Source organism: Mastigocoleus sp. MO_188.B34, assembly GCF_030065675.1.
Taxonomy (GTDB): Bacteria; Cyanobacteriota; Cyanobacteriia; order Cyanobacteriales; family Nostocaceae; genus Mastigocoleus.
In genome coordinates this window covers 1-22481 of sequence record NZ_JASJDK010000097.1, presented here as the reverse complement: position 1 = coordinate 22481, position 22481 = coordinate 1, and the positions used below count along the sequence as shown (strand labels likewise).

The 22481-nt window shown below is 35.8% G+C and carries 14 protein-coding genes and 2 pseudogenes; 12 read left to right on the top strand and 4 right to left on the bottom strand.

Annotated features, from left to right (window positions below; translation table 11 throughout):
- Window positions 1–242: 242 nt before the first annotated feature.
- Window positions 243–893 (bottom strand): HEAT repeat domain-containing protein, encoded by a 651-nt coding sequence (locus QNJ50_RS20375; RefSeq protein WP_300638646.1) that lies wholly within the window; start codon window positions 891–893, stop codon window positions 243–245.
- Window positions 894–1415: 522 nt separating this feature from the next.
- Between QNJ50_RS20375 and QNJ50_RS20370 the strand changes: the two genes are divergently transcribed.
- Window positions 1416–1676, top strand: coding sequence for a hypothetical protein (locus QNJ50_RS20370; protein ID WP_300638644.1), 261 nt, complete (start codon window positions 1416–1418; stop codon window positions 1674–1676).
- A gap of 217 nt (window positions 1677–1893) precedes the next feature.
- Here QNJ50_RS20370 and QNJ50_RS20365 read toward each other — a convergent pair whose 3' ends face one another.
- Complete coding sequence (locus QNJ50_RS20365; RefSeq protein WP_300638642.1) at window positions 1894–3042, bottom strand: VWA domain-containing protein; 1149 nt, start codon at window positions 3040–3042, stop codon at window positions 1894–1896.
- 522 nt (window positions 3043–3564) lie between these two features.
- Here QNJ50_RS20365 and QNJ50_RS20360 point away from each other — a divergent pair.
- The 4 genes and pseudogenes from QNJ50_RS20360 (at window position 3565) to QNJ50_RS20345 (ending at window position 11070) form a co-directional block, all read left to right on the top strand.
- On the top strand, window positions 3565–5136 hold the full coding sequence (locus QNJ50_RS20360; protein WP_300638640.1) for a YcjF family protein: 1572 nt from the start codon (window positions 3565–3567) through the stop codon (window positions 5134–5136).
- Between the two features lie 1046 nt (window positions 5137–6182).
- Window positions 6183–7988 (top strand): serine/threonine-protein kinase, encoded by a 1806-nt coding sequence (locus tag QNJ50_RS20355; RefSeq protein WP_300638638.1) that lies wholly within the window; start codon window positions 6183–6185, stop codon window positions 7986–7988.
- A gap of 116 nt (window positions 7989–8104) precedes the next feature.
- Window positions 8105–8164: pseudogene (locus tag QNJ50_RS28615) on the top strand (hypothetical protein); the annotation flags it as partial.
- Between the two features lie 323 nt (window positions 8165–8487).
- Window positions 8488–11070 carry a P-loop NTPase fold protein gene (locus tag QNJ50_RS20345; protein ID WP_300638634.1) on the top strand — a complete coding sequence of 861 codons (2583 nt, stop codon included), beginning with the start codon at window positions 8488–8490 and terminating at the stop codon, window positions 11068–11070.
- Window positions 11071–11455: 385 nt separating this feature from the next.
- On the opposite strand, the gene QNJ50_RS20340 is transcribed toward QNJ50_RS20345, so the two are convergent.
- Window positions 11456–12214 (bottom strand): transposase, encoded by a 759-nt coding sequence (locus QNJ50_RS20340; protein WP_300638632.1) that lies wholly within the window; start codon window positions 12212–12214, stop codon window positions 11456–11458.
- A 193-nt stretch (window positions 12215–12407) separates the two neighbouring features.
- Between QNJ50_RS20340 and QNJ50_RS20335 the strand changes: the two genes are divergently transcribed.
- From QNJ50_RS20335 to QNJ50_RS20315, 5 genes and pseudogenes are all read left to right on the top strand, one after another.
- Complete coding sequence (locus tag QNJ50_RS20335; RefSeq protein ID WP_300638630.1) at window positions 12408–14633, top strand: DHH family phosphoesterase; 2226 nt, start codon at window positions 12408–12410, stop codon at window positions 14631–14633.
- A gap of 530 nt (window positions 14634–15163) precedes the next feature.
- Window positions 15164–16438, top strand: a complete 1275-nt coding sequence (locus QNJ50_RS20330) for a mannosyltransferase family protein (RefSeq protein ID WP_300638628.1) — start codon at window positions 15164–15166, stop codon at window positions 16436–16438.
- 327 nt (window positions 16439–16765) lie between these two features.
- Window positions 16766–18235, top strand: coding sequence for an aldehyde dehydrogenase family protein (locus QNJ50_RS20325; protein ID WP_300638626.1), 1470 nt, complete (start codon window positions 16766–16768; stop codon window positions 18233–18235).
- A 62-nt stretch (window positions 18236–18297) separates the two neighbouring features.
- Window positions 18298–18654: pseudogene (locus QNJ50_RS20320) on the top strand (four helix bundle protein).
- A gap of 201 nt (window positions 18655–18855) precedes the next feature.
- Window positions 18856–19419: a Uma2 family endonuclease gene (locus tag QNJ50_RS20315; protein ID WP_300638624.1), complete on the top strand. Its 564-nt coding sequence runs from the start codon at window positions 18856–18858 to the stop codon at window positions 19417–19419.
- Between the two features lie 39 nt (window positions 19420–19458).
- Here the strand turns inward: QNJ50_RS20315 and QNJ50_RS20310 are convergent, their stop codons facing one another.
- Window positions 19459–19869 carry a hypothetical protein gene (locus QNJ50_RS20310; RefSeq protein WP_300638622.1) on the bottom strand — a complete coding sequence of 137 codons (411 nt, stop codon included), beginning with the start codon at window positions 19867–19869 and terminating at the stop codon, window positions 19459–19461.
- 268 nt (window positions 19870–20137) lie between these two features.
- Between QNJ50_RS20310 and QNJ50_RS20305 the strand changes: the two genes are divergently transcribed.
- Window positions 20138–21121, top strand: coding sequence for a tetratricopeptide repeat protein (locus tag QNJ50_RS20305; protein ID WP_300638620.1), 984 nt, complete (start codon window positions 20138–20140; stop codon window positions 21119–21121).
- A gap of 968 nt (window positions 21122–22089) precedes the next feature.
- Window positions 22090–22437, top strand: coding sequence for a hypothetical protein (locus QNJ50_RS20300; protein ID WP_300638618.1), 348 nt, complete (start codon window positions 22090–22092; stop codon window positions 22435–22437).
- Window positions 22438–22481: the final 44 nt, after the last annotated feature.

The window sequence follows — 22481 nt, the reverse complement described above, 5'->3', positions numbered from 1 at the left end:
TACTTAGTTCCAATTTCAACCACTAAATAACACGAATTCTTTTTTGGTTAATAATATATTATTATAATTAAGTTATTGTGTAATTTTCTAGTATACACTTTACATATTAATTTGATTAATAGGCTAATTAATATATATTTTGAATAAACATACTGTTCTCTATTTGTGTTCAAGTAAAATATACACTTCCGAACTACACATTTACATCTATATTATTTTCCCTGTTCCCTACTTTCAAAAAATTATTCTTCGTAACAACTAGCTCTCACTATAAGACTTGGATCTTGAGCTAATTTTGCCAGTATATTAAAGGGTGTATTGTGATTAGCTGCAACTTCCCGACGTACCTCCGCAGTTTCATCTCTTGCTAACTCTTTCAAAATATCGATTGGAACACTAGGATTCCGAGCAACAGCTTTTCTCACAGAATTATCTCTATCTAAAGCAAGCTTTTTTAAAGTACAAGCAGAAGAATTATAATTAGCTGCTACTTGAAGACGAACAAATGAATTTTTATCGTCAGATAATTGCTCTAAATAATGTTCGGGTGTTTTTGAACTAGATGCAACTGCACTGCGAATACTCTCATTAACATGAAATATTGCCCAATTATAAAAAAAATCAGTTAATTGATATTTGTGAAATACTAACTTATTAGATTCATAAATTTCTATTAAAAAATTAGGTCTTTCTAGTAAAATTAAACTTAATGCAGGATTATGTAAAACTTGAAGTGGAAATTTATCGAATAGTCTGACTAATACATCTGGTGGTGTATTCGGATTTTTGACGATCGCTTGGCGAACTTCTCGATCTAAACTTTTGGATAACTCTCTAAGACGACTGGCTGAAGTATTAGGATTTAATACCTCTTCCTCTAGATTTGAATCCATAGTTTTTTATTTAAGTATTAACCCATTATTATTTATATTAAAGCAACTAAGATTTATAGATGTTAGTATTTTGTATGTAAGGAGACAATTTTTGGGAAAATTAATTTAAATAAATAACAATGCTCGATTTTATTTTTTAATCAATGATTAATTTTAAACAAATTGAATATTATTATTTATCCTATTACTATTGGTTCCATGTATTTATAAATACATAATAGGTAAATCGCAAACAATATTATGAGAATTATGAAGATTATGAAAAATCTCTGAAATTACATTATAGAATTTTACTACAAGAACATATGAATGATATTAGTAATTAACTACACTTGATATCCAATATCAATTTTTAACAATAAATAAAATCAGATAATTCGGAAATTAATGAATAAAAAGCTTAGAATTATTGAGTAATTATTTCCGGAAGTTCTAGCGCATTCAGTAATGGTAACTTTTGTTGTCATCATAAATACAATTATTTCACTGATATTATTTGGCGCAGCAAATAAAATCTGGCTAATGAAAAAAAAACTGACTATAGTAGCTGATTGTTTTGTTGCGATTGAGATTAGTACAGGTAAATTACTAAGTAAAACACCACATACTATTTGTTTGGGTAAAGATCGTATTAGTAATCTCCGTTACGAGCACAAATTATTGCAACTACGAATCCAACAATTCCAGCAGATTATTAGTTTAATATTTTTGGGAAGACAAATGTGGCGTCGCTATCTGCAATTTTCATCACCAACTAAAAGTGTGCATCAGAGGGAAAGATAATTAGGATTTGCTGTAAAAAAAAGTTTTTTAGTTAAAAGCAGATAGAGACGTAGTAGTACTACGTCTCCAAATGGTTTGGAAAACAGGGAATTAGAGAACCCCAAAAAAATCCCAAAAGTTAAATTAGCTCTGTGCAAATAAATCCCAATAACCAACGACAACTAAATTACTTGTCATGACTTATTTGTCATAATTTGTTTGGATTTAAGCAATGGATTTAACTCCGGCTTGTCACAATATCATTTGCCGCAGCCCATTGTCCGATGTCTTGTTTTTGAATTGCAGCAGCCATTAAATCCGGAAATTTATCGGGACTACAAGCAAAAGCCGGAATATTCATTTGGGAAAATTCTGACGCAACTCTGCGATCGTACATGGGTGCACCTTCGTCGTTTAATGCGAGTAAAGTAATTACTTGCACCCCAGAATTGACTAATGCAGCAACCCGTTTTAGCATTTCTTGCCGGTTACCACCTTCATACAGATCGCTAATCAGCACCAAAATTGTATCTTGGGGTTTTTGTACAAATCCTTGACAATAAGCCAAAGCACGGTTGATATCTGTACCCCCTCCCAACTGAGTGCCGAATAGTAAATCTACTGGATCTTGAGCCTCATCTGTTAAATCTACAACAGCCGTATCAAAAACAACGATCCGCGTTTGAATAGCAGGTAGTGAAGCCAAAACCGCTCCAAAAATACCCGCATAAACTACAGAAGTTGCCATCGAACCACTTTGATCGATACACAAAATAATATTGCGTAAAGAACTGCGTTTTCGTCCATAACCGATGCGAATTTCTGGAATAATTGTTCGATATTCCGACTGATAATGTTTGAGATTAGCGCGGATAGTGCGGTTCCAGTCAATTTCGTTATGACGAGGTCGACGGTTACGGATAGTGCGATTAAGACTTCCCATGACAGCCTGACGGGTCGGGTTTGTTAATTTGCGTTGCAATTCTTCCACAACCCCACGAACGATCTGACGGGCGGTATCCTTAGTTTTGCTTGGCATTACGCCGCTTAAAGACAGCAAATTTGCAACTAAATGTACATCTGGCTCCACAGCTTCGAGCATTTCTGGCTGTAGTAACATTTGTCGCAAGTTAAGGCGTTCGAGTGCGTCTTTTTGCATAACCTTAACAACTGATGAGGGAAAATATGTACGGATATCACCCAACCAGCGAGCTACTTTAGGTGAAGAACTCCCCAACCCGGCAGAGCGTTCTGAGTCATATAATGCGTTTAGGGAGTTATCGATGGTAACATCAGCACCACTCAATTTACAGGCAGTACCATCTTGGGCGCTGCCGAGAATGAGTCTCCAGCGTCGTAGACGTTCATCTTGGGGGTTTTGGGACATATTTTCAGTTCAATTTCAGTTCAATTTCAGTTCAATTTCAGTTCAATTCAAATTTAAGCTCAATCCAAAGTAAGTTCAATCTAATAAGTTAAAAATAAATTCAAAACAAATATTAATTATTCAAGCTTATTTTTTTATAATTTTCTCTCGATTGTTTTTGAAACCAGACTATAAAAACAAAACAGAACTAGAAATAACTAAAAATTTACAGTATCAAAGTACTATCATGTCTATTTAAATACTTACCATATGTCTTAAAATCAGTATTCTTGTAACAGTTGTCAGTTAACAGTTACCAGTAAACAGTTAATGGCTAATACTGTGCCTTCACGGGCTACACTTATCAATTACCATATGACACTTACGCTTCACGCTTCGCTAACACTGCGTTAGCAGTACGGGCGTATACTAATTACCATTTACCATTTACCATTTACCATTTATAAATTATTGCAATGAGAACCAAGCAACCGATTAAGATGAAAATCATATGCATTTCCCATAACTGCTCATTCTGATCTAATGCCTGTATCGCGCCTAGTTACGCTGATTATCGGTCTGATTGTTATTTTGGCACTCAGCCTGTGGCTGATTGACTCTTTGTCGCGACTGTATTGGCAGTTGTCATATTCTTCTCCTTTTTTGGGCAATTTATTGTTATTATTACTAATCGTCCTAATTGGAGTGATTATTGCAGCTTTTGTTTACTACATTTGGATAATTAAAGTCGGAGAACAACGTACCCGAGGACGTTCTGGGAGGAAAACCCCCCAATTAAAAATTCCAGAAGCCAGAACAGAAGTTGCTTCTTCAACCCTCAAAGCTGTTAAACAACAGGTTGAACAAATTCAAGATGAAGTGACCCGCCAAGCTTTACTCACTAAATCTCGAGAAATTGAAGTTAGTTTAACCCGTGGTGAAATTCAGGTAGTAGTGTTTGGAACGGGAAGCGCAGGTAAAACTTCTTTGGTTAATGCCATAATTGGTCGCATGGTTGGGAAAGTGGATTCACCAATGGGAACGACCCAAGTGGGAGAAACCTACTGTTTGCGTCTAAAAGGTTTGGAACGGAAAATATTAATTACCGATACACCTGGAATTTTAGAAGCAGGAGTTGCAGGAACTGAAAGAGAAGAATTAGCTCGTTCTTTGGCGACTGAAGCAGATTTACTATTGTTTGTGGTAGATAACGATCTGCGACTTTCTGAGTATGAGCCATTACAAGCATTAGCGGAAATTGGTAAGCGCTCGATCGTTGTACTTAATAAAATAGATTTGTATACGGAAGAAGATAAAGAAAGAATTTTAGCAAGATTGCGACAACGGGTAGGAGGATTTATTGCAGCTAATGATGTTGTCGCTATAACTGCGAATCCCCAAGCTGTAGAGTTGGAAAGTGGGGACGTATTCCAACCTGACTTCGACATTTTACCGTTAATGCGCAGAATGGCAGCCATTTTACGATCCGAAGGTGAAGATTTAGTTGCAGATAATATTTTGCTGCAATCTATGCGCTTGGGAGAAGAAGCACGCAAACTAATTGATGCCCAGCGTCGCCGTCAAGCCGATAAAATTGTAGAGCGGTTTCAGTGGATCAGCGCTGGTGTAGTTTCAGTAACACCTTTACCTGTTGTCGATTTACTTGCAACTGCTGCAGTTAATGCACAAATGGTGGTGGAAATTGGCAGGATCTATGGTTGCGAATTAAATATGGAGCGCGGACGGGAGTTGGCGCTTTCTTTGGCAAAAACTCTCACTAGTTTGGGGATTGTTAAAGGTGCCGTACAATTAGTTTCTACGGCGTTACAGCTAAATATTGGTACCTTAATTATCGGTAAAGCAATCCAAGGCGTAACCGCAGCTTATCTCACACGGATTGCTGGAAAAAGTTTTGTGGAATATTTCCGTCACGATCAAGATTGGGGTGATGGAGGAATGACAGAAGTGGTACAAAAACAATTTCAACTCAATCGTCGAGATGAGTTTGTTAAGGCTTTTATCCAAGAAGCGATCGCACGAGTTGTAAAACCCCTAACTAATAAATCGGAACCAGTAGAAGAAGAAGTAGAGCAAGGTGATATTAAATCCGGGTGAATTATCCTTTTTATAGCGCTACGCGCAAGTAAAAAGTAAAAAGTAAAAAGTAAAAAGTAAAAAGTAAAAAGTAAAAAGTAAAAAGTAAAAAGCCTAACAAGTATGGCTTTTAGGGTTAATACATGTCCTAACGTAAATTCGTAGCGCGATAAAATGAGACGGGGGAGTGTGGGAAGTGTGGGTAGGTATATTTTCAGCTGCAATCTTAGTTAAATTATCTTTATCTCGTTTATTTTTATCAATGATTTTATCGTAGCTAAAATTACAAAATTTGATATTTATGTTTGCCGCTTGCATTATTATACATACCTAAAAATAAATACATAGCATCATGATTTTTGTAACAGAATAAACAATTTTGTCTGAATATATTTATCTATAATATTGATAGATAAAATTTCTACATAAATTTAGTTTTTAGTACATCAACTAATACTTAGAGTTTTCCTTACTCTGTATCTAAAATTTGTATTGATGCTACACGCTTATATCCTCATACCTTTTTTACAAAAACTAAATTCATAGGTTTCACAGGTTAACTATCACGCTGTGTGAAACTGATCATTCAGCCCTAATTCATCATAATGTTAGTATTTTTAACTACAAAATGATGAATTTCAAAAAAATATTCAAGAGCTATTTGCTTGATAAAAAGCGTGCATTTTCTATTATTAAATGGACTTTATAATTTGTAAGTATGAAATATTAACTTTAACATAGTTGACTATGCTCTCTTGGTGATAATATTTTCATTGTTGATATTTTTTAAAATTAAAATACTTAAGACTTGCATGTGAATCAATAAAAACAATTGAGTTTAAAGCAACACAAGAATAAAATTCCATAAGCTCAATGAATTTGTATTCTCTAATACTATTTATTGGGAATCAAAATTCCTTAAATATAAACCAATCGATTGATAAACAGCAGTAGCTATTTAAATATAGTGAGCTAGCACAAAAATAGACTGTATTATTTTTTACTCAAAATCCGGAAAGTCTTAAAAATTACAGAACTAATAGATTAGGTGAATAAACAGCCAACTCATGACTCTCCCCACGATCGGTAAAGTATTAAAAGCGCGTTATCAAATTGTCCAAAGCTTAGGTGCGGGGGTTTTTGGTCAAACATACATAGCTGTAGATGTAGACCACCCAAGAAACCCCAAATGTGTCGTTAAACAGTTAAAAGTCAGTAGTTCCCTACCTAGTTACATAGAAACATTAAGGTTGCGCTTTCTCACGGAAACCGAAACTTTAATTCAACTAGGACACCACAGCCAGATACCGGAACTGATAGCTTGTTTTGAAGAAGATGAGCGGTTTTATCTGGTACAAGAATTTATCGAGGGACACTCATTGAGTGCGGAATTACCAGTTCAAAGAGATTTAAATTATCTTTGGAGCGAAGGTGAGGTAATTTCTTTTTTAGAAGATGTTTTAAATATTTTAGAATTTATTCACGCCAGAGGTGTAATTCATTGCGACCTCAAGCCGGAAAATTTAATCAGGCGTATTTCTGACAATAAGTTGGTCTTGATTGATTTTGGCTCTATGCAGCCAATTGATTTTGGAATTGATGCAGAACTTCCAATTTATAGAATTCCCGTAACTTCTTTGGGATATATCCCACCGGAACAGTTTATCGGTCAAACAAAACCCAACAGTGATATTTATGCTTTGGGTATGATTGCGATTCAAGCTTTGACTGGTTTGACTCCATTGCAGTTAAAAGTAGATCCCGAGTCTAACGAAATCCTCTGGCGTTCTAAAGAGACCGTGGTTAGTGAGTATCTTGCTGCGGTTATCAGTCAAATGATACGCTACGACCACGAGCGACGTTTTAATTCAGCACCTGAAGTTTTACAAGCACTGCAACAAACCCCAGCAGAGATTAGAAAACCAACGATTATTCAACCAAATTATAGTGCTTTTTATGAAGATTTGATGGATGGCGATCAAGATTCCTCATCTTCAAAACCTTCTATTCTCGCAGGAATTAAATTTGGTTTAGCGGCTAATTCTTTAGTTATGGGTTTGGGAGTATATTCTCTGGTACAAAACTCTCCTACTTATATGGGGAACGAAGCTGTATACAAAGCAACAGAAGAATTTCAATCGGGCGATCTAGATCGAGCAGTCGCTTTAATGAGGTCAATTCCTGATAGTAGTAAAGTCTATTCGGAAGCCCAAAATACTATTGATGAATGGGAAAATGAATGGAAAATAGCAGCAAAGCAATATCAAGCAGCCGAAACAGCTTTGAATCAGAAGAAGTGGTCGGAAGCGATCCAAGCTGCAAATTTAATTCCCGATATTCTATATTGGCAATCTAAGTCAGATAAGTTAGTTGAAAAAGCTAAAACTAAAATAGAAGCTCAAACTCAGGATTTATTAAATAAAGCTTATAAAAAAGCTGAGTCAAAAGATTTTGCTATCGCTTTAGAATATTTGGGTAAAATTCCATCCGAAAGTTCTGCAGGAAGTTTAGTCCAACAAAAACTAGCAGAATATAAGCAAAAGCGAGATATTCGTTCCGTCCATTTGCTGCAACAAGCTTACAACCAAGCAGAGAAACAAAGATTTGATATTGCTTTAAAATTCCTCCGTCAAATTCCTAAAAATTCTTCAGCATATCCTACCGCTCAGGTAAAACTTATGGAATATGAGGAAAAACAAGGTTCGCGAATAACAGAAGATAATTCAGTTTCGAGCAAAGTTTCGAGTAAGTTTTCTAGTAAGTTTTCTAGTAAAATCGAATCTTTACAACCTCAAAAATCTTTATCACAAAAATCAACAAAACAATTTAATAATTTTCAACCAGGTGATTTTTTGCAAGAAATCAATATTTAATAGCAGGACTTACGCAACGATAGCTATAGCTGCGTAAGTCCTGTTTTAATTAGTATTAGTTTTTCTCCTAATAGGTTCCCCAGTGTTCTGTCACCTTTAGTCCCGATGGGGTAACCCTTGCCAATAGTAGCGATGATGAGACAATAAAGCTTTGGGATACCAACCAAAACGGGTAAGCGCCTCAAAACCCCAACTAAGCGAATAACCTTGTGAAGGGATGAACATCACAGTCGTTAAAGGTTTGACTCCAGTAGAAATTTCCACACTCAAAGCTTTAGGTGCAGTAGAGGTGAAACAACAGCTAAACACCTCATAATTAAACTGTTTATTTAAGTGCTACTATGACCTTAGACTAGTAGTAGCACTTCTTCAGCCCCATGACGTATCACTAAAAGCTTTTCTTTTCTTCTCAATAAGATTAGCGATCAGGAAACTAACAACTATTTTGTGAAGTTTATATTACATAAATCCTGCAAAATTATTCTTACCTTCTACAGTAATGACAGAATCTCAAGATAACCAGAACAAACTTACTGGCGATCTACCAGCAGAGAAAGATAAGCTTGGTTTTAAGCCTTATGTTATAGCAATGGCTGAGTTTTTAACGAATCCTGAAACGAAAGCACCACTAACTATTTCTATTGAAGGTGAATGGGGTAGTGGTAAGTCTTCTTTTATGAAACAGCTTGAATCGCAGATTAAAAAGGAATCCGAAGAATTAGAGAAAAAAAAGTTGATAAAAATTAGGGAAAATGAAAGGGAAGACATTCATAAGAAAGTAGAAGCGGTTAAAGAAGATTACCTAAGAGAAACACAAGCACTAGAGGATGAGAGTAAAAGACGAAAAACACAAGAAAAATCAAATGACTTATTCAAAAAGTGCTTGCCATATATAAATGATTTTGTATTCAAGATATTTAAATTTATTAAATTAAGATTATTAGAATTAAAGTTAAAATTTAAATTAAGATTATTAGAATTAAAGTTAAAATTTAAATTAAGATTATCAGAATTTAAGTTAAGTTTAAATCAAGAAACCCAGATAGTTTGGTTTAATGCTTGGAGACACGATAAAGCTGAAGCTTTATGGGCTGTATTTGCGCTCGAATTTATCCGTCAAACATCTCGTATCCGTAATTTTCGTGATTTTTTACCCGTTATATGTGGAAAGTTTAAACTTTTTGTTAGTCGCTTTTATTCGAACAATTACTCTGGAGACGATCAATTACCAGAAATTTCAATTATGAAAGTTGGGCGGTTTGTGCTAGCTAATCTTGTTTTTGTCGGTTTTGCTTGTATTATTTTTTTGGGGCTATTTTACGGTTCTGAAATTCTTAGTCGTTCACAAGCTAAATTGATAAAATCATTTGTTGAGAAAGCAGCACCTATAGGAGCTATTGGGACTTTAGGGATTTCTATCGGTTCTTGGGTTTCACTACAAAAATATATTATTGGCGACCTAAGAAACGATTTAAAAAAAATTATTCAATCACCTAACTATCAGGTTCAAGTCCCTTTCATTGAGACTTTCCACGCAGACTTTAGGAAGATTGTGGAAGCATATGTAGGTAAAGATGAGAAGGTTTATGTTTTTATTGATGACCTTGACCGTTGTGAATTGGGTAAATCAGCTGATTTATTACAAGCTCTGAATCTGATGATTTCAAATAACTCAAATCTAGTTTTTATCTTGGGTATCGATCGAGAAAAAGTAGCAGCTGGTATCACATTTAAGCAAAAGGGTATACTGGACTTTTTGCCGTCCCTTCAAGAAGAAAACCAAGAAAATTCCGCAAACAATAATGATAGTTCAATTCACAAGTTGAACTATGGTTTTAGTTATATGGAAAAGTTTATTCAATTACCGTTTTCAGTACCTAAACCTTCTGAAGAAAATATATTAAAGGACTTACTAGGAACAAAAAAATATACAAATCAAAAAGATACAAATCAAAAAGATACAAATACAGAAGACTTAGCTGTATTCCCCATTATTGATAAAGGTTTAAACAAAAAAGACGATGCTTTTAACAAGCTTATGGAAGTAGTTATTGATTTTTTTGATAACAATCCTCGTCGTTTAAAGCAATATATAAACTTACTTACACTCAAGAGTTACATTTGTTATTATTCTATTGGAGTGAAAGAAGAATCTGAAAAGCTAACTATAGGACAAATAGGTAAGTTCGTTGCACTTACACTCAAACATCCTCGTCTTCTTTTTGAACTACAGAAAAATAATGAACTACTTGCTGAATTAGAAAATTTTTCAGATAAATCAGAATATAGCACTTCACAACTTCCAAGTTCTCGACCGAAAAAAGGCAATGCTAATTATTGGATAAACAGTGACCCAAAAATAAAAACACTTCTTAGGTGGTCTCCTTCGGGAAAGGGGGGTAACGATCAAGAAGATAAATATACTCTACGAAATGGAGCGATTAAAAAACTTCTGGACGTTTCACCGCAAGGTATACCTTCTGAATATTTCCAATTGCGTGAATATCTTGATAACAAAGAGTGGCTTAAAGCAGATTTAGAAAGTTTATATGTATACGGACAACAGAGTGAAGGTGAAGAAAAAGATAATAAATATATAAAAGAGCTTTGGGAGAAGTACACACTACGTACAGTAACGACAGAGAAAAAAGAAAAGATAAAAGAAGAAAGGTATCAAAAAATAACAGAAATCAAAAAAAAGGTAACACAAAACAAAGGTGGATTCTTTGAAATACTGTTAAATAGAGGAGATGATGGAATTTATGATGAGTATTTTGATAAGAATAATGAGAAACTAATTCATTGGTGTTACTTATACGAAGTATATTGTGTGTGGAAACTAATTCATTGGTGTTACTTATACGAAGTATATAATAAAAAGTGGAAAGGAAGTTGGTGGAAGTGGGAGAGTGAATTGGGTGCGCAGATGAAAGAAAGGTGGGAGAATAAAGTGTTGTTGAAAGTGTTAGAATGGATGTGGGATGGGGATTTTAATAATAAGTTAAATATGGTGAAGAAAATATTTGGTGAGAGTATGAGAGAAGGTATAGGGGAAGTAATTGTTAAATTGAAAGAAGGGTAGAATGATTTTTGTTTAAATTGTTGAATGGTGTTTAAATTGTTGAAGGAAAAAGTTGAGAAATAATTTAATATAATAAAAAACTATAAGATGATAAGGAAAAAAAAATTAATGTATAAAAAAAAAGAAAAAGAATAAGTAAAATATAGTTTTTTCAAGGTGATTTGTCAATACTTCTTTATTCATTTGTGATAGGATTGATTGTGGATACCTGGCACCATCAAAAAAAGTCAAAAGTCAAAATTAAAAAGTCAAAATTAAATAAAATAAAAAAACTGCATGGAGCAATTTTGGGATAAGCCGCATCTTGAAAGACGAACAGAGTAAGTCACAAAAAAGTCAAAATAAATCAATCAAACTTTTTAGGAATCAATCAAACTTTTTAAAGTCAAAAAAACTGCATAGCAACTTTGGGATCGTAGCAGTTAGCCATAACAAACTTTTGAGCTACATCCTGAACTTCAGTATGCGCAACTTCCCAATCATCCCAAGGAAGGCGCATTTGTCCTGGGGAAGTTTTTTTCTTCTGCTTACTCTTCACTACCTTTGGTAACAGCTTGCTCCCCCAATGATAGGATTTCGATTGTTTTGTTGCAGGTTTATATTTTTTGCAAAATCCCCGATACCTCGCTGCACATTCTTCCAGTGATTTACCCAGGGATAAAAACGCAGGATGCCATTGGGTAAGTCCATCCGTAGTCAACTTATCATGAGTGCCGTAATTCGAGAAATCATAAAAGAATCCTTTTTTCATTCCCGCTGTTTTGGGATTTGCATGAATGTATCTGAGGGTATTTAAAGCTCTTTGATAGTCAGTAGTTTCAAAGCCACTGCTGTGATATCTTTTTTCCCAAAAATGTCCGGTGCGGTTAAGCATTCGGTTAAAGCACATAGCAGTATACCAATTCAGCCAGTGCATTATTTTCGGTAGTTCTTCTGGTTGCAATGGTTCAAGCAAATAATGACAATGATTCGACATTATACACAAACCATAAAGCTTAAAGTTGAACTTTTCTAATGCCTTTTTCAACGCATAAAGGAACACTTGACGACATTCGTGGCGAGTTAAGCGAAACTCACGGTTATTACAGCGAGTGGTAATGTGGTAGCAGTATCCTGATTTGATATCACGGGGTTTTCTGGACATCGTAATCTATGCGTGATGGGAAGAGCATTTATGGTAACAGCTAACTTGTAATTTGTAATTGGTAAATGTAATTTGTAATTGGTCGCTAGTCGTTGGTCGTTCGTTACCATTATTTCGGTTAACGCCGATATTTTTTGCACATGTAAAACAAATGGCAGATGACAAATGACCAACATATAGTGACAAATTACCAATGACCTATCAATCTAAATCAGAATTTTCTAAACCCGAAATTTCACAAAATCGCAAACGCTTACCTAATCAGCGCTGGTACATATACCCGCAGAATTTAGAATTAGCAAACAAGCTGGCTGAATCCACGAATTTATCGCCCATCATTAATCAACTGTTAATTAATCGTGGAATCGAAACAGTAGAACATGCACAGGTCTTTTTAAGTCCAGAATCATTAAAATTACCTTCACCATTAGAAGAATTTCCCGATCTAGCTATTAGTTTGGAATTATTACAACAAAGTATCGCCACAGAGGAAAAAATTGCTATTTGCGGTGACTACGATGCTGATGGGATGACATCTACTGCTTTGTTGTTAAGAAGTTTGCGTTGGTTGGGCGCTCGAGTAGATTATGCGATTCCCAGCAGAATGCATGAAGGCTATGGGATTAACAAACGTATTATTGAAGATTTCCATAATGAAGGTGTTGGGTTAGTTCTAACGGTAGATAATGGTATCTCTGCATTTGAACCGATCGCCAGAGCTAGAGAACTTGGTTTAAAAGTAATTGTCACCGACCACCACGATATTCCCCAAAAGTTACCCCCGGCTAATGCTATTCTCAACCCCAAATTAATTTCACCGGCTTCTCCTTATTATGGAGTTGCTGGGGTAGGTGTAGCATATATTTTAGCCGTATGTCTGGCTCAACAAATGGGATCGGCTCAAAATATTAATAAACCGATGCTGGAATTATTTACTTTGGGAACCATTGCAGATTTGGCTCCTTTGATTGGGGTGAATCGTCGCTGGCTTAAACGTGGTTTACAATTATTACCCAAATCAAGTTTACCTGGCGTCCAAGCTCTAATTCAAATGTCTGGGGTACAAGCAAGGGGAATGGAATCACAAAATAATTCTTCTTCGTTAACTCCAAACGCAAATATCAACTCAAATTCACGATCGCATATAAATTCAAATTCAAACTCAAATATAAATTCAAGCTCAAATACAAATTCAAATACGACTAATAATTTAAATCAAAATCCTAATAATAAATCTTTAAAAACTTTAAAACCAGAAGATATTGGTTTTCGCTTGGGACCGCGAATTAATGCGATCGGTCGAATTGGTGACCCCCAAATAATTATTGAATTACTCACCACCGACGATATGGGAATAGCCCTCGAACGTGCGATGCAATGTGAGGGTATTAACCGTCAGCGTCAAGAAATGTGTGAGGAAATTGAGCAATCAGCGATCGCAGTTGTAGAAACAGAATATCTTTTATCTCTCAAAGATGACCGGGTACTGGTAATTATCCAACCAAATTGGCATCATGGTGTGATTGGTATTGTTGCTTCTCGGTTATTAGAACGTTATGGTGTCCCGGTGTTTATCGGTACCTATGAAGATAATGAAACTATTCGCGGTTCTGCGCGGGGAATTCCCGAATTCCATGTATTTGAAGCCTTAGAATTTTGCGACGACCTGTTAGGTAAATATGGTGGACATAAAGCTGCGGGGGGATTTTCCTTACCGACAAAAAACTTAGATGCTTTCCGTCAACGTTTGAGTGAATTTGCTAACCGCTGCTTGGAAGTTCACCATCTTAAATCTCTCCTCAAAATTGACGCTCCAGTAAGTTTCGATCAAATCAATCGTGAACTTTATGAGGAATTAAATACTCTAGAACCCTGTGGGATAGAAAATCCCGACCCGATATTTTGGACTCCTGATGTCCAGGTTCTCGACCAAAAAACAGTCGGTAAAGGTCATATTAAATTAACATTATGTCAAACCATTGGTGATCGACATCATAAAATTAAAGCGATCGCATGGCGCTGGCGCGATTATTTCCCTTTACCAAAACGAGTAGATATTGCTTATAAACTTCGAGAAAACTATTTTAATGGTAACACCACTATCGAATTGGAGATATTAGGAGTTCGGCTTCCAGACAGTTCTAATTTATTTCCCAAAGTAATAAAAAAACCAATTAAAAGTTCTTTTGAGTATAATCACCGTCGCTACATCTGCGCAATTTATCCTAATCAGTTTTCAGGTGAATTAAGAATTAAAAATCCAGAAGGTATTGTTTTAGCTGTTGAGTTGGGAAAAAATATCGGTTTACTGGGAGCAAATCGCCAAGAAGCACAAACTGTTGATATATCTGAACAACGCTATCAAGTTATCATCCAAGCAGCTTGGAATGCTTTATCGAGCCTTTTAGAGAATATTTAAAATTCATACCATATAGCAATACTAAGGAATATAGATTTAAGGAATATGGATTAAATAAAGCACAAAAGTAGGGTGCTGTTAGCATCGCGTAACGCACCATTCCAAATTTCAGAATTACAGGTTATATTCTTTCCGTTTACTTTGGAATGATTTAAAAGGTGATTGAAAAAACTCTGAACCTTTGTTCATATAAAATATATAATTCCGATGCTAACGGATTTGATATTATAGCGGTTTTCGGTTGAGTGTAGTACACCTCGTAGAGACGTAAAATTTTACGTCTCTACATTTGGGAATTAGAAAATGTATTTGATTCAAATGAAAACCGCTATATTCAATTCTCGTTCCTAAATCATTCGTGAAAATAAATTTCGTGAAAATAAATATTGTTTTAGCAACGCCAATTTTAAGCTATTCAGCAAGCTACAATTAGTTTTTGATTTGACGATTAAATGTTTGATACAATACCAATTTTTCTACCTTTGTGACAAATAATTGTTATAAATATGTCCCAGTAATGCAATTGGTTTATGGTGCAAATTCAGTTATTTGGCAGAAAATTTATATGGACAAATGACATCTTACTTCCGGGTGCAATATGGCTGAGCAGTCGATTACTAATTTGGATAGTAATGCTATACCTAGCTCCCAACTTACCCGCACCCCCCGGGGGTGTATCTCCTCAATTTGGCTGGGAAGTCTTTAGTTCTTGGGACAGCGAACATTATTACAATATCGCTACTAGCGGTTATGAATTTACAAATGATGGTGGAGCACATAATGTTGCTTTCTTTCCCTTATTTCCTTTAATGGTGAAGGGATTGATGATTTTGGGTTTACGGTTTGAAATTGCTGGAATGCTGCTAAATAACTTGTCATTTTGTTTAGCATGTTATTGTTTGTACTTCTGGATTAAACAATATAATGGCACTAAAGCCGCTATTTGGAGTGTTGCAGTTCTAACTTGGATTCCAGCTTCCATGTTTGCAGGTGTTATTTATACGGAAGGATTATACTTGTTTCTCAGTATTGCAGCCTTACAAGCCTTTGATCGCAAACAATATGTTTGGACTGCTTTGTGGGGTGCAATGGCTACAGCAACTCGTCCCACGGGACTTGCTCTGATTCCAACTTTTATAATTACTGCTTGGAAACAACGTAAACCAATAGGTGCATATTTTGCTGGATTCGCTACTGCTATTGGCTTACTTCTATATAGTCTTTATTGTGCAATTCAATTTGGCGAACCCCTTGCTTTTATCATTGCTCAGAAAGGATGGCGTGATTCTTTAGGATTTGACTGGGAAGGTTGGCTGAAAATGTTAGTGCAAATAGTTGCAGGTACGAGCAATTGGAAACATGGTTTCATTCAAGACCCTTTACATCCTATTTTATTCACATTGATTATTACTCTGGGTTATTTATTGTGGCGTTCCCGAGCTAAATTGGGTGCAGAAAAGGTTGGTAGCGGAATTATTGTTTTAACTTTTCTACTTTGGTTGTTAGCCGGAGATCCTTTAATAAATACTATGGCGACCATTGGTAGTGGTTATTTATTGTGGCACCTACGCCAGGAGCTTAGCATGATCGCGGTTATATATGGGTGGTGTGGCTTGGGATTACTTTTTGCTTCTGGAAGCACTATGTCACTAAATCGTTTGAGTTACGGTATTGTCTCTACTAGCCTTGTGTTAGGTATATTAGTCTCTCGTTATTCCCGTTGGGGATATTTAACTTTGAGTTTTTTCGCAATTACCCTTGCTAGTCTATCCGTGAGATTTACCCAAGGACTTTGGGTGGGGTGAAATCTGGAAATTAATTATCGCAAAACAGTAATTACTAAATAGTTATTTGCCCATTAGATTAAGGATTGAGTGAATATTTCACTTTTTATCCGCGACAATTTCCTATGAACAGATTACACTTGATCTGGCTCCCCCGTATTCCGTTCCCCTCTGCAAACTTGCAGGGGGGTTAATATTCTTTTTTATATAAAGTTATTGCAAAGAAACTATTAAATACTGTAAAGAAAAAGTTAAATATAGATAAAAAAATCAAGAAGTGTTATGTAACCGAACCAGCATATAAATACGTTCAAAAAACTTTTAAAAAATAAAGTATTGGAGGACTATATGGTTACAACCACCAGACCAGAAAAACGGGTGAAAATCGGTCCAACCAAGCTACTAATAAATAATGAATGGGTAGAAAGTGTTAGTGGTAAAAGATTTGAAACGATTAACCCTGCGACAGGTGAAGTAATCTGTAACGTTGCTGAAGCAGATGCAGCAGATGTGGATAAGGCTGTAGAAGCCGCTAAAAATGCCTTTCATGGTAAAGAATGGCGTCAGATGTCCGCAACTCGTCGCGGTGAATTACTCTACAAATTAGCGGACTTAATCGAGCAAAATATTGATGAGTTGGCGCAACTGGAAACTTTAGATAATGGTAAACCCCTGAAGCTTTCCTACGGTGACTTGGGCTTAGTTATCCGTTGTTACCGCTATTATGCCGGCTGGGCAGACAAGGTACAAGGTAAGACTATTCCTATTAATGGACCATATTTCTGCTACACTCGTCACGAACCAGTGGGTGTGGTGGGTCAAATCATCCCTTGGAATTTTCCATTACTAATGCAAGCATGGAAATTGGGACCTGCTTTATGTACTGGTAATACAGTGGTGATGAAAACTGCGGAACAGACCCCTCTTTCAGCTTTGCGGGTCGGGGAATTAATTATTGAAGCTGGTTTCCCTCCAGGAGTAGTTAATATTTTATCAGGATATGGACCCACTGCTGGAGCTGCGATCGCTCGTCACATGGATGTAGATAAATTGGCTTTCACCGGTTCTACTGAGGTCGGACATTTAGTGATGGAAGCTGCAGCTAAAAGTAACCTAAAGCGGATAACTTTAGAACTTGGTGGTAAAAGCCCGAATATCGTCTTTGCAGATGCAGATATGGATGCAGCCATTGAAGGCGCTCATCACAGCTTATTCTTCAACCAAGGACAGTGCTGTAATGCAGGTTCCCGTCTGTTCGTGGAAGAAAAATGTTATGACGATTTTGTTGCACTTAGCGTAGAAAAAGCTAAAAAACGTATTGTTGGCGATCCATTCAATCCTAATACCCAACAAGGTCCCCAAGTGGACAAAGACCAATTCGATAAAGTGATGAGCTACATTGAATCGGGTATGCGTGAAGGTGCAAAAATGTTATGTGGTGGTCATCAAGTTGGCGATCGTGGTTTCTTTATTCAACCAACAGTATTCGCAGATGTCAAAAATGAGATGAAAATTGCTCAAGAGGAAATTTTTGGTCCGGTGATGAGCATTATCAAATTTAAAGACATCGATGAGGTCATTGAGCTAGCAAATACCACTATGTACGGTCTTGCTGCTGGTGTCTGGACCCAAGATATTACCAAAGCCCATGCGATCGCTAATAATGTTCGTGCTGGTACGGTCTGGGTCAATTGCTATCATGTTTTTGATGCTGCTGCACCTTTCGGTGGATTCAAACAATCAGGTATGGGACGCGAACTAGGCGAGTATTGTTTAGAGCATTACACAGAAGTAAAAACTGTCACTGTGAAGTTATGACAAACAAAGGCTCTTGTCAGCTTTTGGTGATCAAGTACTTTATTACCCGTAGAACTGAAGCTATGAGCTACAGGAATCAATTTATATGGCAATGAGCCGTCCAACTTGCCATTAACTGCTACAAATTTACACACCTATTTCCTCAATCCGAATTGTATGGATTGACCAGTCAAATACGGTGCTCATCTGTATCTGTTGCATCTAATATTGCTATTGCAGAGGGCTACGGAAGACGCTCAAAGCAAGAATATATACAATTTTTACATATTGCATTAGGTTCTTTGAGGGAACTCGACACACAATTCATCATTGCTAAGGAAGTCGCTTTAGTCGAAAAAGACCTTTTTTCCCATATCATGAATGAGGTCGAAGAAATGCAAAGTATATTAGTTGCAACTTTAAACAAAATAAATATTTAAAATTTCACTTCTTCCACCTTTGCTCTCTACCTGTTTGACGCGTTTCTACTGGGATGTCTTCGGCTAGAGCCTGCGGCGTCGGCGTAGCCTCTGCCCTTTGGGCTTATCACCAAAAGATGACAAGACTCTAAATTTGTCCCTTGGGGCGATCAAGATAAAATGCAATCAAGACAACCATAGGATTGAACGGAAAACCAAATTATGGTTACAACTTCATCTAAATCCATCACTCTAGAAGAGTTTTTGGTATTACCAGAAACTAAGCCCCCCAGTGAATACGTAGACGGAAAAATTATTCAGAAACCGATGCCGAAAGGAAAACATAGTGCAATTCAGACTGAACTATCCACTGCCATTAATTTTGCACTCAAACCTCAAAAAACAGCTCGTGCGTTCTCTGAACTCAGATGTACCTTTGGCGAACGTTCCACCGTACCTGATATAAGTGTATTTACATGGGAGAGAATACCCCGCGATAGCAATGGCGAAATAGCTGATTCTTTCAAGATTTCACCAAACTGGACAATTGAAATTTTATCTCCAGAGCAAAGTCAAACTAAAGTTACCAAAAATATTCTTCACTGTTTAGATAATGGTACCCAATTGGGATGGCTGATAGATCCCAGCGAACAGTCTGTATTAGTTTATTTTCCTAAGCAACAACCTGCATTTTTTGAACTCGCAACAGATGTTTTACCCGTACCTGATTTTGCTAAAGCTTTTCAATTAACTCTCGGGGAATTATTTGGTTGGTTGTTGGAATAATAAAAGTAAAAACTATAAGTATTATCAAAATTTGTATATTTACTTTAAAGTTTGGCAGGTACTTTTTACACGTTGCAACAGCAATTTCTCAAGTGCTTTTTCTCTTCTTTTTAGATTGACTATAACTGGATGCTTCTCTTGAAAGCGATTTCTTGCAGTTACTAGTTGAATTTGCACATTTTGTAATTCATCTGATATGGTCTGCGTACCAGGTATTAGACCAGTGGAAGCAATATCTACATGTTTATCTTTTGATTTCTCTTCCTTGAATTTATTACATGCTTCTTTTTGCTGATTAATAAGCAAATCTGTACTTTCTTGTCCTAGGACGACCAAATCAGGGAATGTAAAAGAACTTAAAATTATTCCTAACCCTACTAGCCAGTTCAACCTTTGAACTGACTGATAAATGTGAAGGTTTATCTGTACTGAAGTATTTCTAATTTCCATAGAAGCTAATGATTATGATTTAACTGAACAATGACTATGTGCTATTAAAAATTATTGAAATAATATTCTTGATATTTTATATCTTATTTAGTGTTAATTTTTTGTAAATTTCGCTCATTAAAAAAAAACAATCAAATCCATGGGAATGTATAAGGTAAATGGAAATATATTTCCCATGAAGTTGTTGTGAAGTATATCATTAACATGAAAATTGAAGAGTAACATTGGGAACACTGGACTCAAAGTCATACAAAATAGGTATTGGTTAATGAGCGAAGGCGGATGTGATTCTACCAGTAAAAACACTGTTTCCGTACAAATACCAGAAAACGACTTCGTACTCGGGAAACGTGACACAATAACCCACAATTTTTATGAAAATTCTGATGAAAAATTATATGAAGATTCTTATATAGAAAAGCCCACAGCCAAAGAACAAGCTGAGGATTATTTATTACAAGCAACTATGCTATTACGGCATGGTATCGAACATCAACAAGTTGGTGAGTTTGTCAGAGCGATTGAATCTCTGCAGCAAGCACTAGCCTTATTTCAAGCATTTGGGAAATTGCAACAACAAGGACAAGCACTTTCTTGTTTAGCGCTTGTAGCTTACAGTTCACAAGATTATAAAAGTGCGATCGTCTATTCCCAAGAATGTTTGTCGGTAATGAAAGATTCTAATAATCTGCAGGTGAAAATCCAAGCATTTTCTTACTTAGGTAACGCCCAGCGTCACTTAGGTAGATATAAGGAAGCTGTTGAAAATTTGCAGCAATGTTTGCAGATATGTCGGGAATTAAAAGATTGTCGCTCTATAATTGCTGCATTCAATAATTTAGGATTGGTATATAAAGCATTAAATAATTTACCACAAGCAATTGAATGTCAAGAACAAAGTTTAGAGTTTGCCCGTCAACTCAAAGATAAATGGGGTGAAGAGCAAGTGTTAAAAAATCTTGGTAATGCTTATTGTGCTCTAGGAGAGCACACAACAGCTGTTACTTATTACGAACAAAGTTTAGAGATTGCTCGAGAAATTGATGATGAAAGAGCGCAAGAGCAATCTTTGGGTAAATTGGGTGTAGCTCATGAAGCTTTAGGTGATTATCAAAAAGCTATTGATTACTACGAACAACGTTTAAACTTAGTTCGAAATAAAAATCCTCGCAGTGAGGAACAAGCTCGTGCAAGTTTAAAAGTCGCTTGCTATGCGATTGGCGATTACGAAAAAGCAACACAATACGATTAGTTAGGGTCTGCTGAATAACTTTAAAACTCTTATCTTGTAAGCTTTTCAAGCTATTTTTGTGGAAAAAAGTGCAAGAGAATAAGCATATAAAGTTTCAAAACCTTCCATTCGCAATTTTTTGGACTGCAAAAAATTTGAAAAAATAGGGGTAAAACTGTTCCCTGTTCCCCGTTTCCTATTCCCTAAACACACCAAATAACTTTTCTAACAGCAAGCCCTAGTTAGTGAATTTGAGAATTATTGTAAAAATTAAATTGTAAAAATAAACAGTTTAAAATGCGTACCTTTAGTAATTTTATTCGTAATTTAATGGTACGCCCTTCTTTGATCTTAAGTCTAAAATTAAGGAATTTTATAATAAATAATAATTCCCAAAATGTACCTAAATAAATGTTGAAATTTGTGAATATTCACGTTTTTTTTTACGTACGTTTAGCTTTTACTCATCAGATAAAGAAATCTTTTAACCTATCCAATATTTCGGCTAATAAATATTTTGAGCTAATATGCCAGTCAATTTAAGGAATATTTTAAAACAATACTTTTATTAAGAAAATCACATTAAAGCTATTTAATCTTATTAATCTACGATGCTAAATGAGTATTGTTCTTGATTTATATTATTCATTATATAACCCCTGATTTCTTGTGCAATATAAGTTGTTTTTAATAATTGTAATACTAGAAAAATGTTACTATGGTGCCTTGCAATTTATAACAATGTATCTTAAGCCCGTAATTTAAATTCCGCTATAGTTCTACCTATAGCTATATATGCTGCAAGGGTAATTTAAAGTTAGTATTCTGATATCGTAACACTCAAAATGAATGTTATTAAACGTATTTTAAATACCTTTGAATTGTTTGGTTATTCAGTTGTACTTATTTGCAAATGATTGGCGCAAGCGCCTGTCTCTTTTTTAGTCATTACCTAGAACGAACTTCATAAATCTGATTCAAAAGTGAACATGTTAAGCGCTGAGTCTATCAAAGATAGGTTTAATGCCCTAGCTCCATACTTGAATGAAAAGGTAACGCGGCTTTGGGCTGGAATAGAAGCAACAACTATTGGTAGACGTGGAATTACCCTAGTTTCCGAGGCTACAGGTCTATCTCCTAAAACTATTAGAGCAGGTATTCGGGAACTTGAACAGGAATTAGATACTCCACTGAAACAGACTAGAAACTTAAGTCAGATTCGCAAGCAAGGAGGGGGAAGAAAACGTCTAATAGAACCTGAGTTCGGGATAAGAAAAAGGACAGGTAGTAAGCTGAGAATAACATCAAATCAGCAGCCTGTCCTATGTTCAGTTTAGATGCTTTGTTTTGTCATGTAGATGATTTTTGTAAGTCTTTTGAG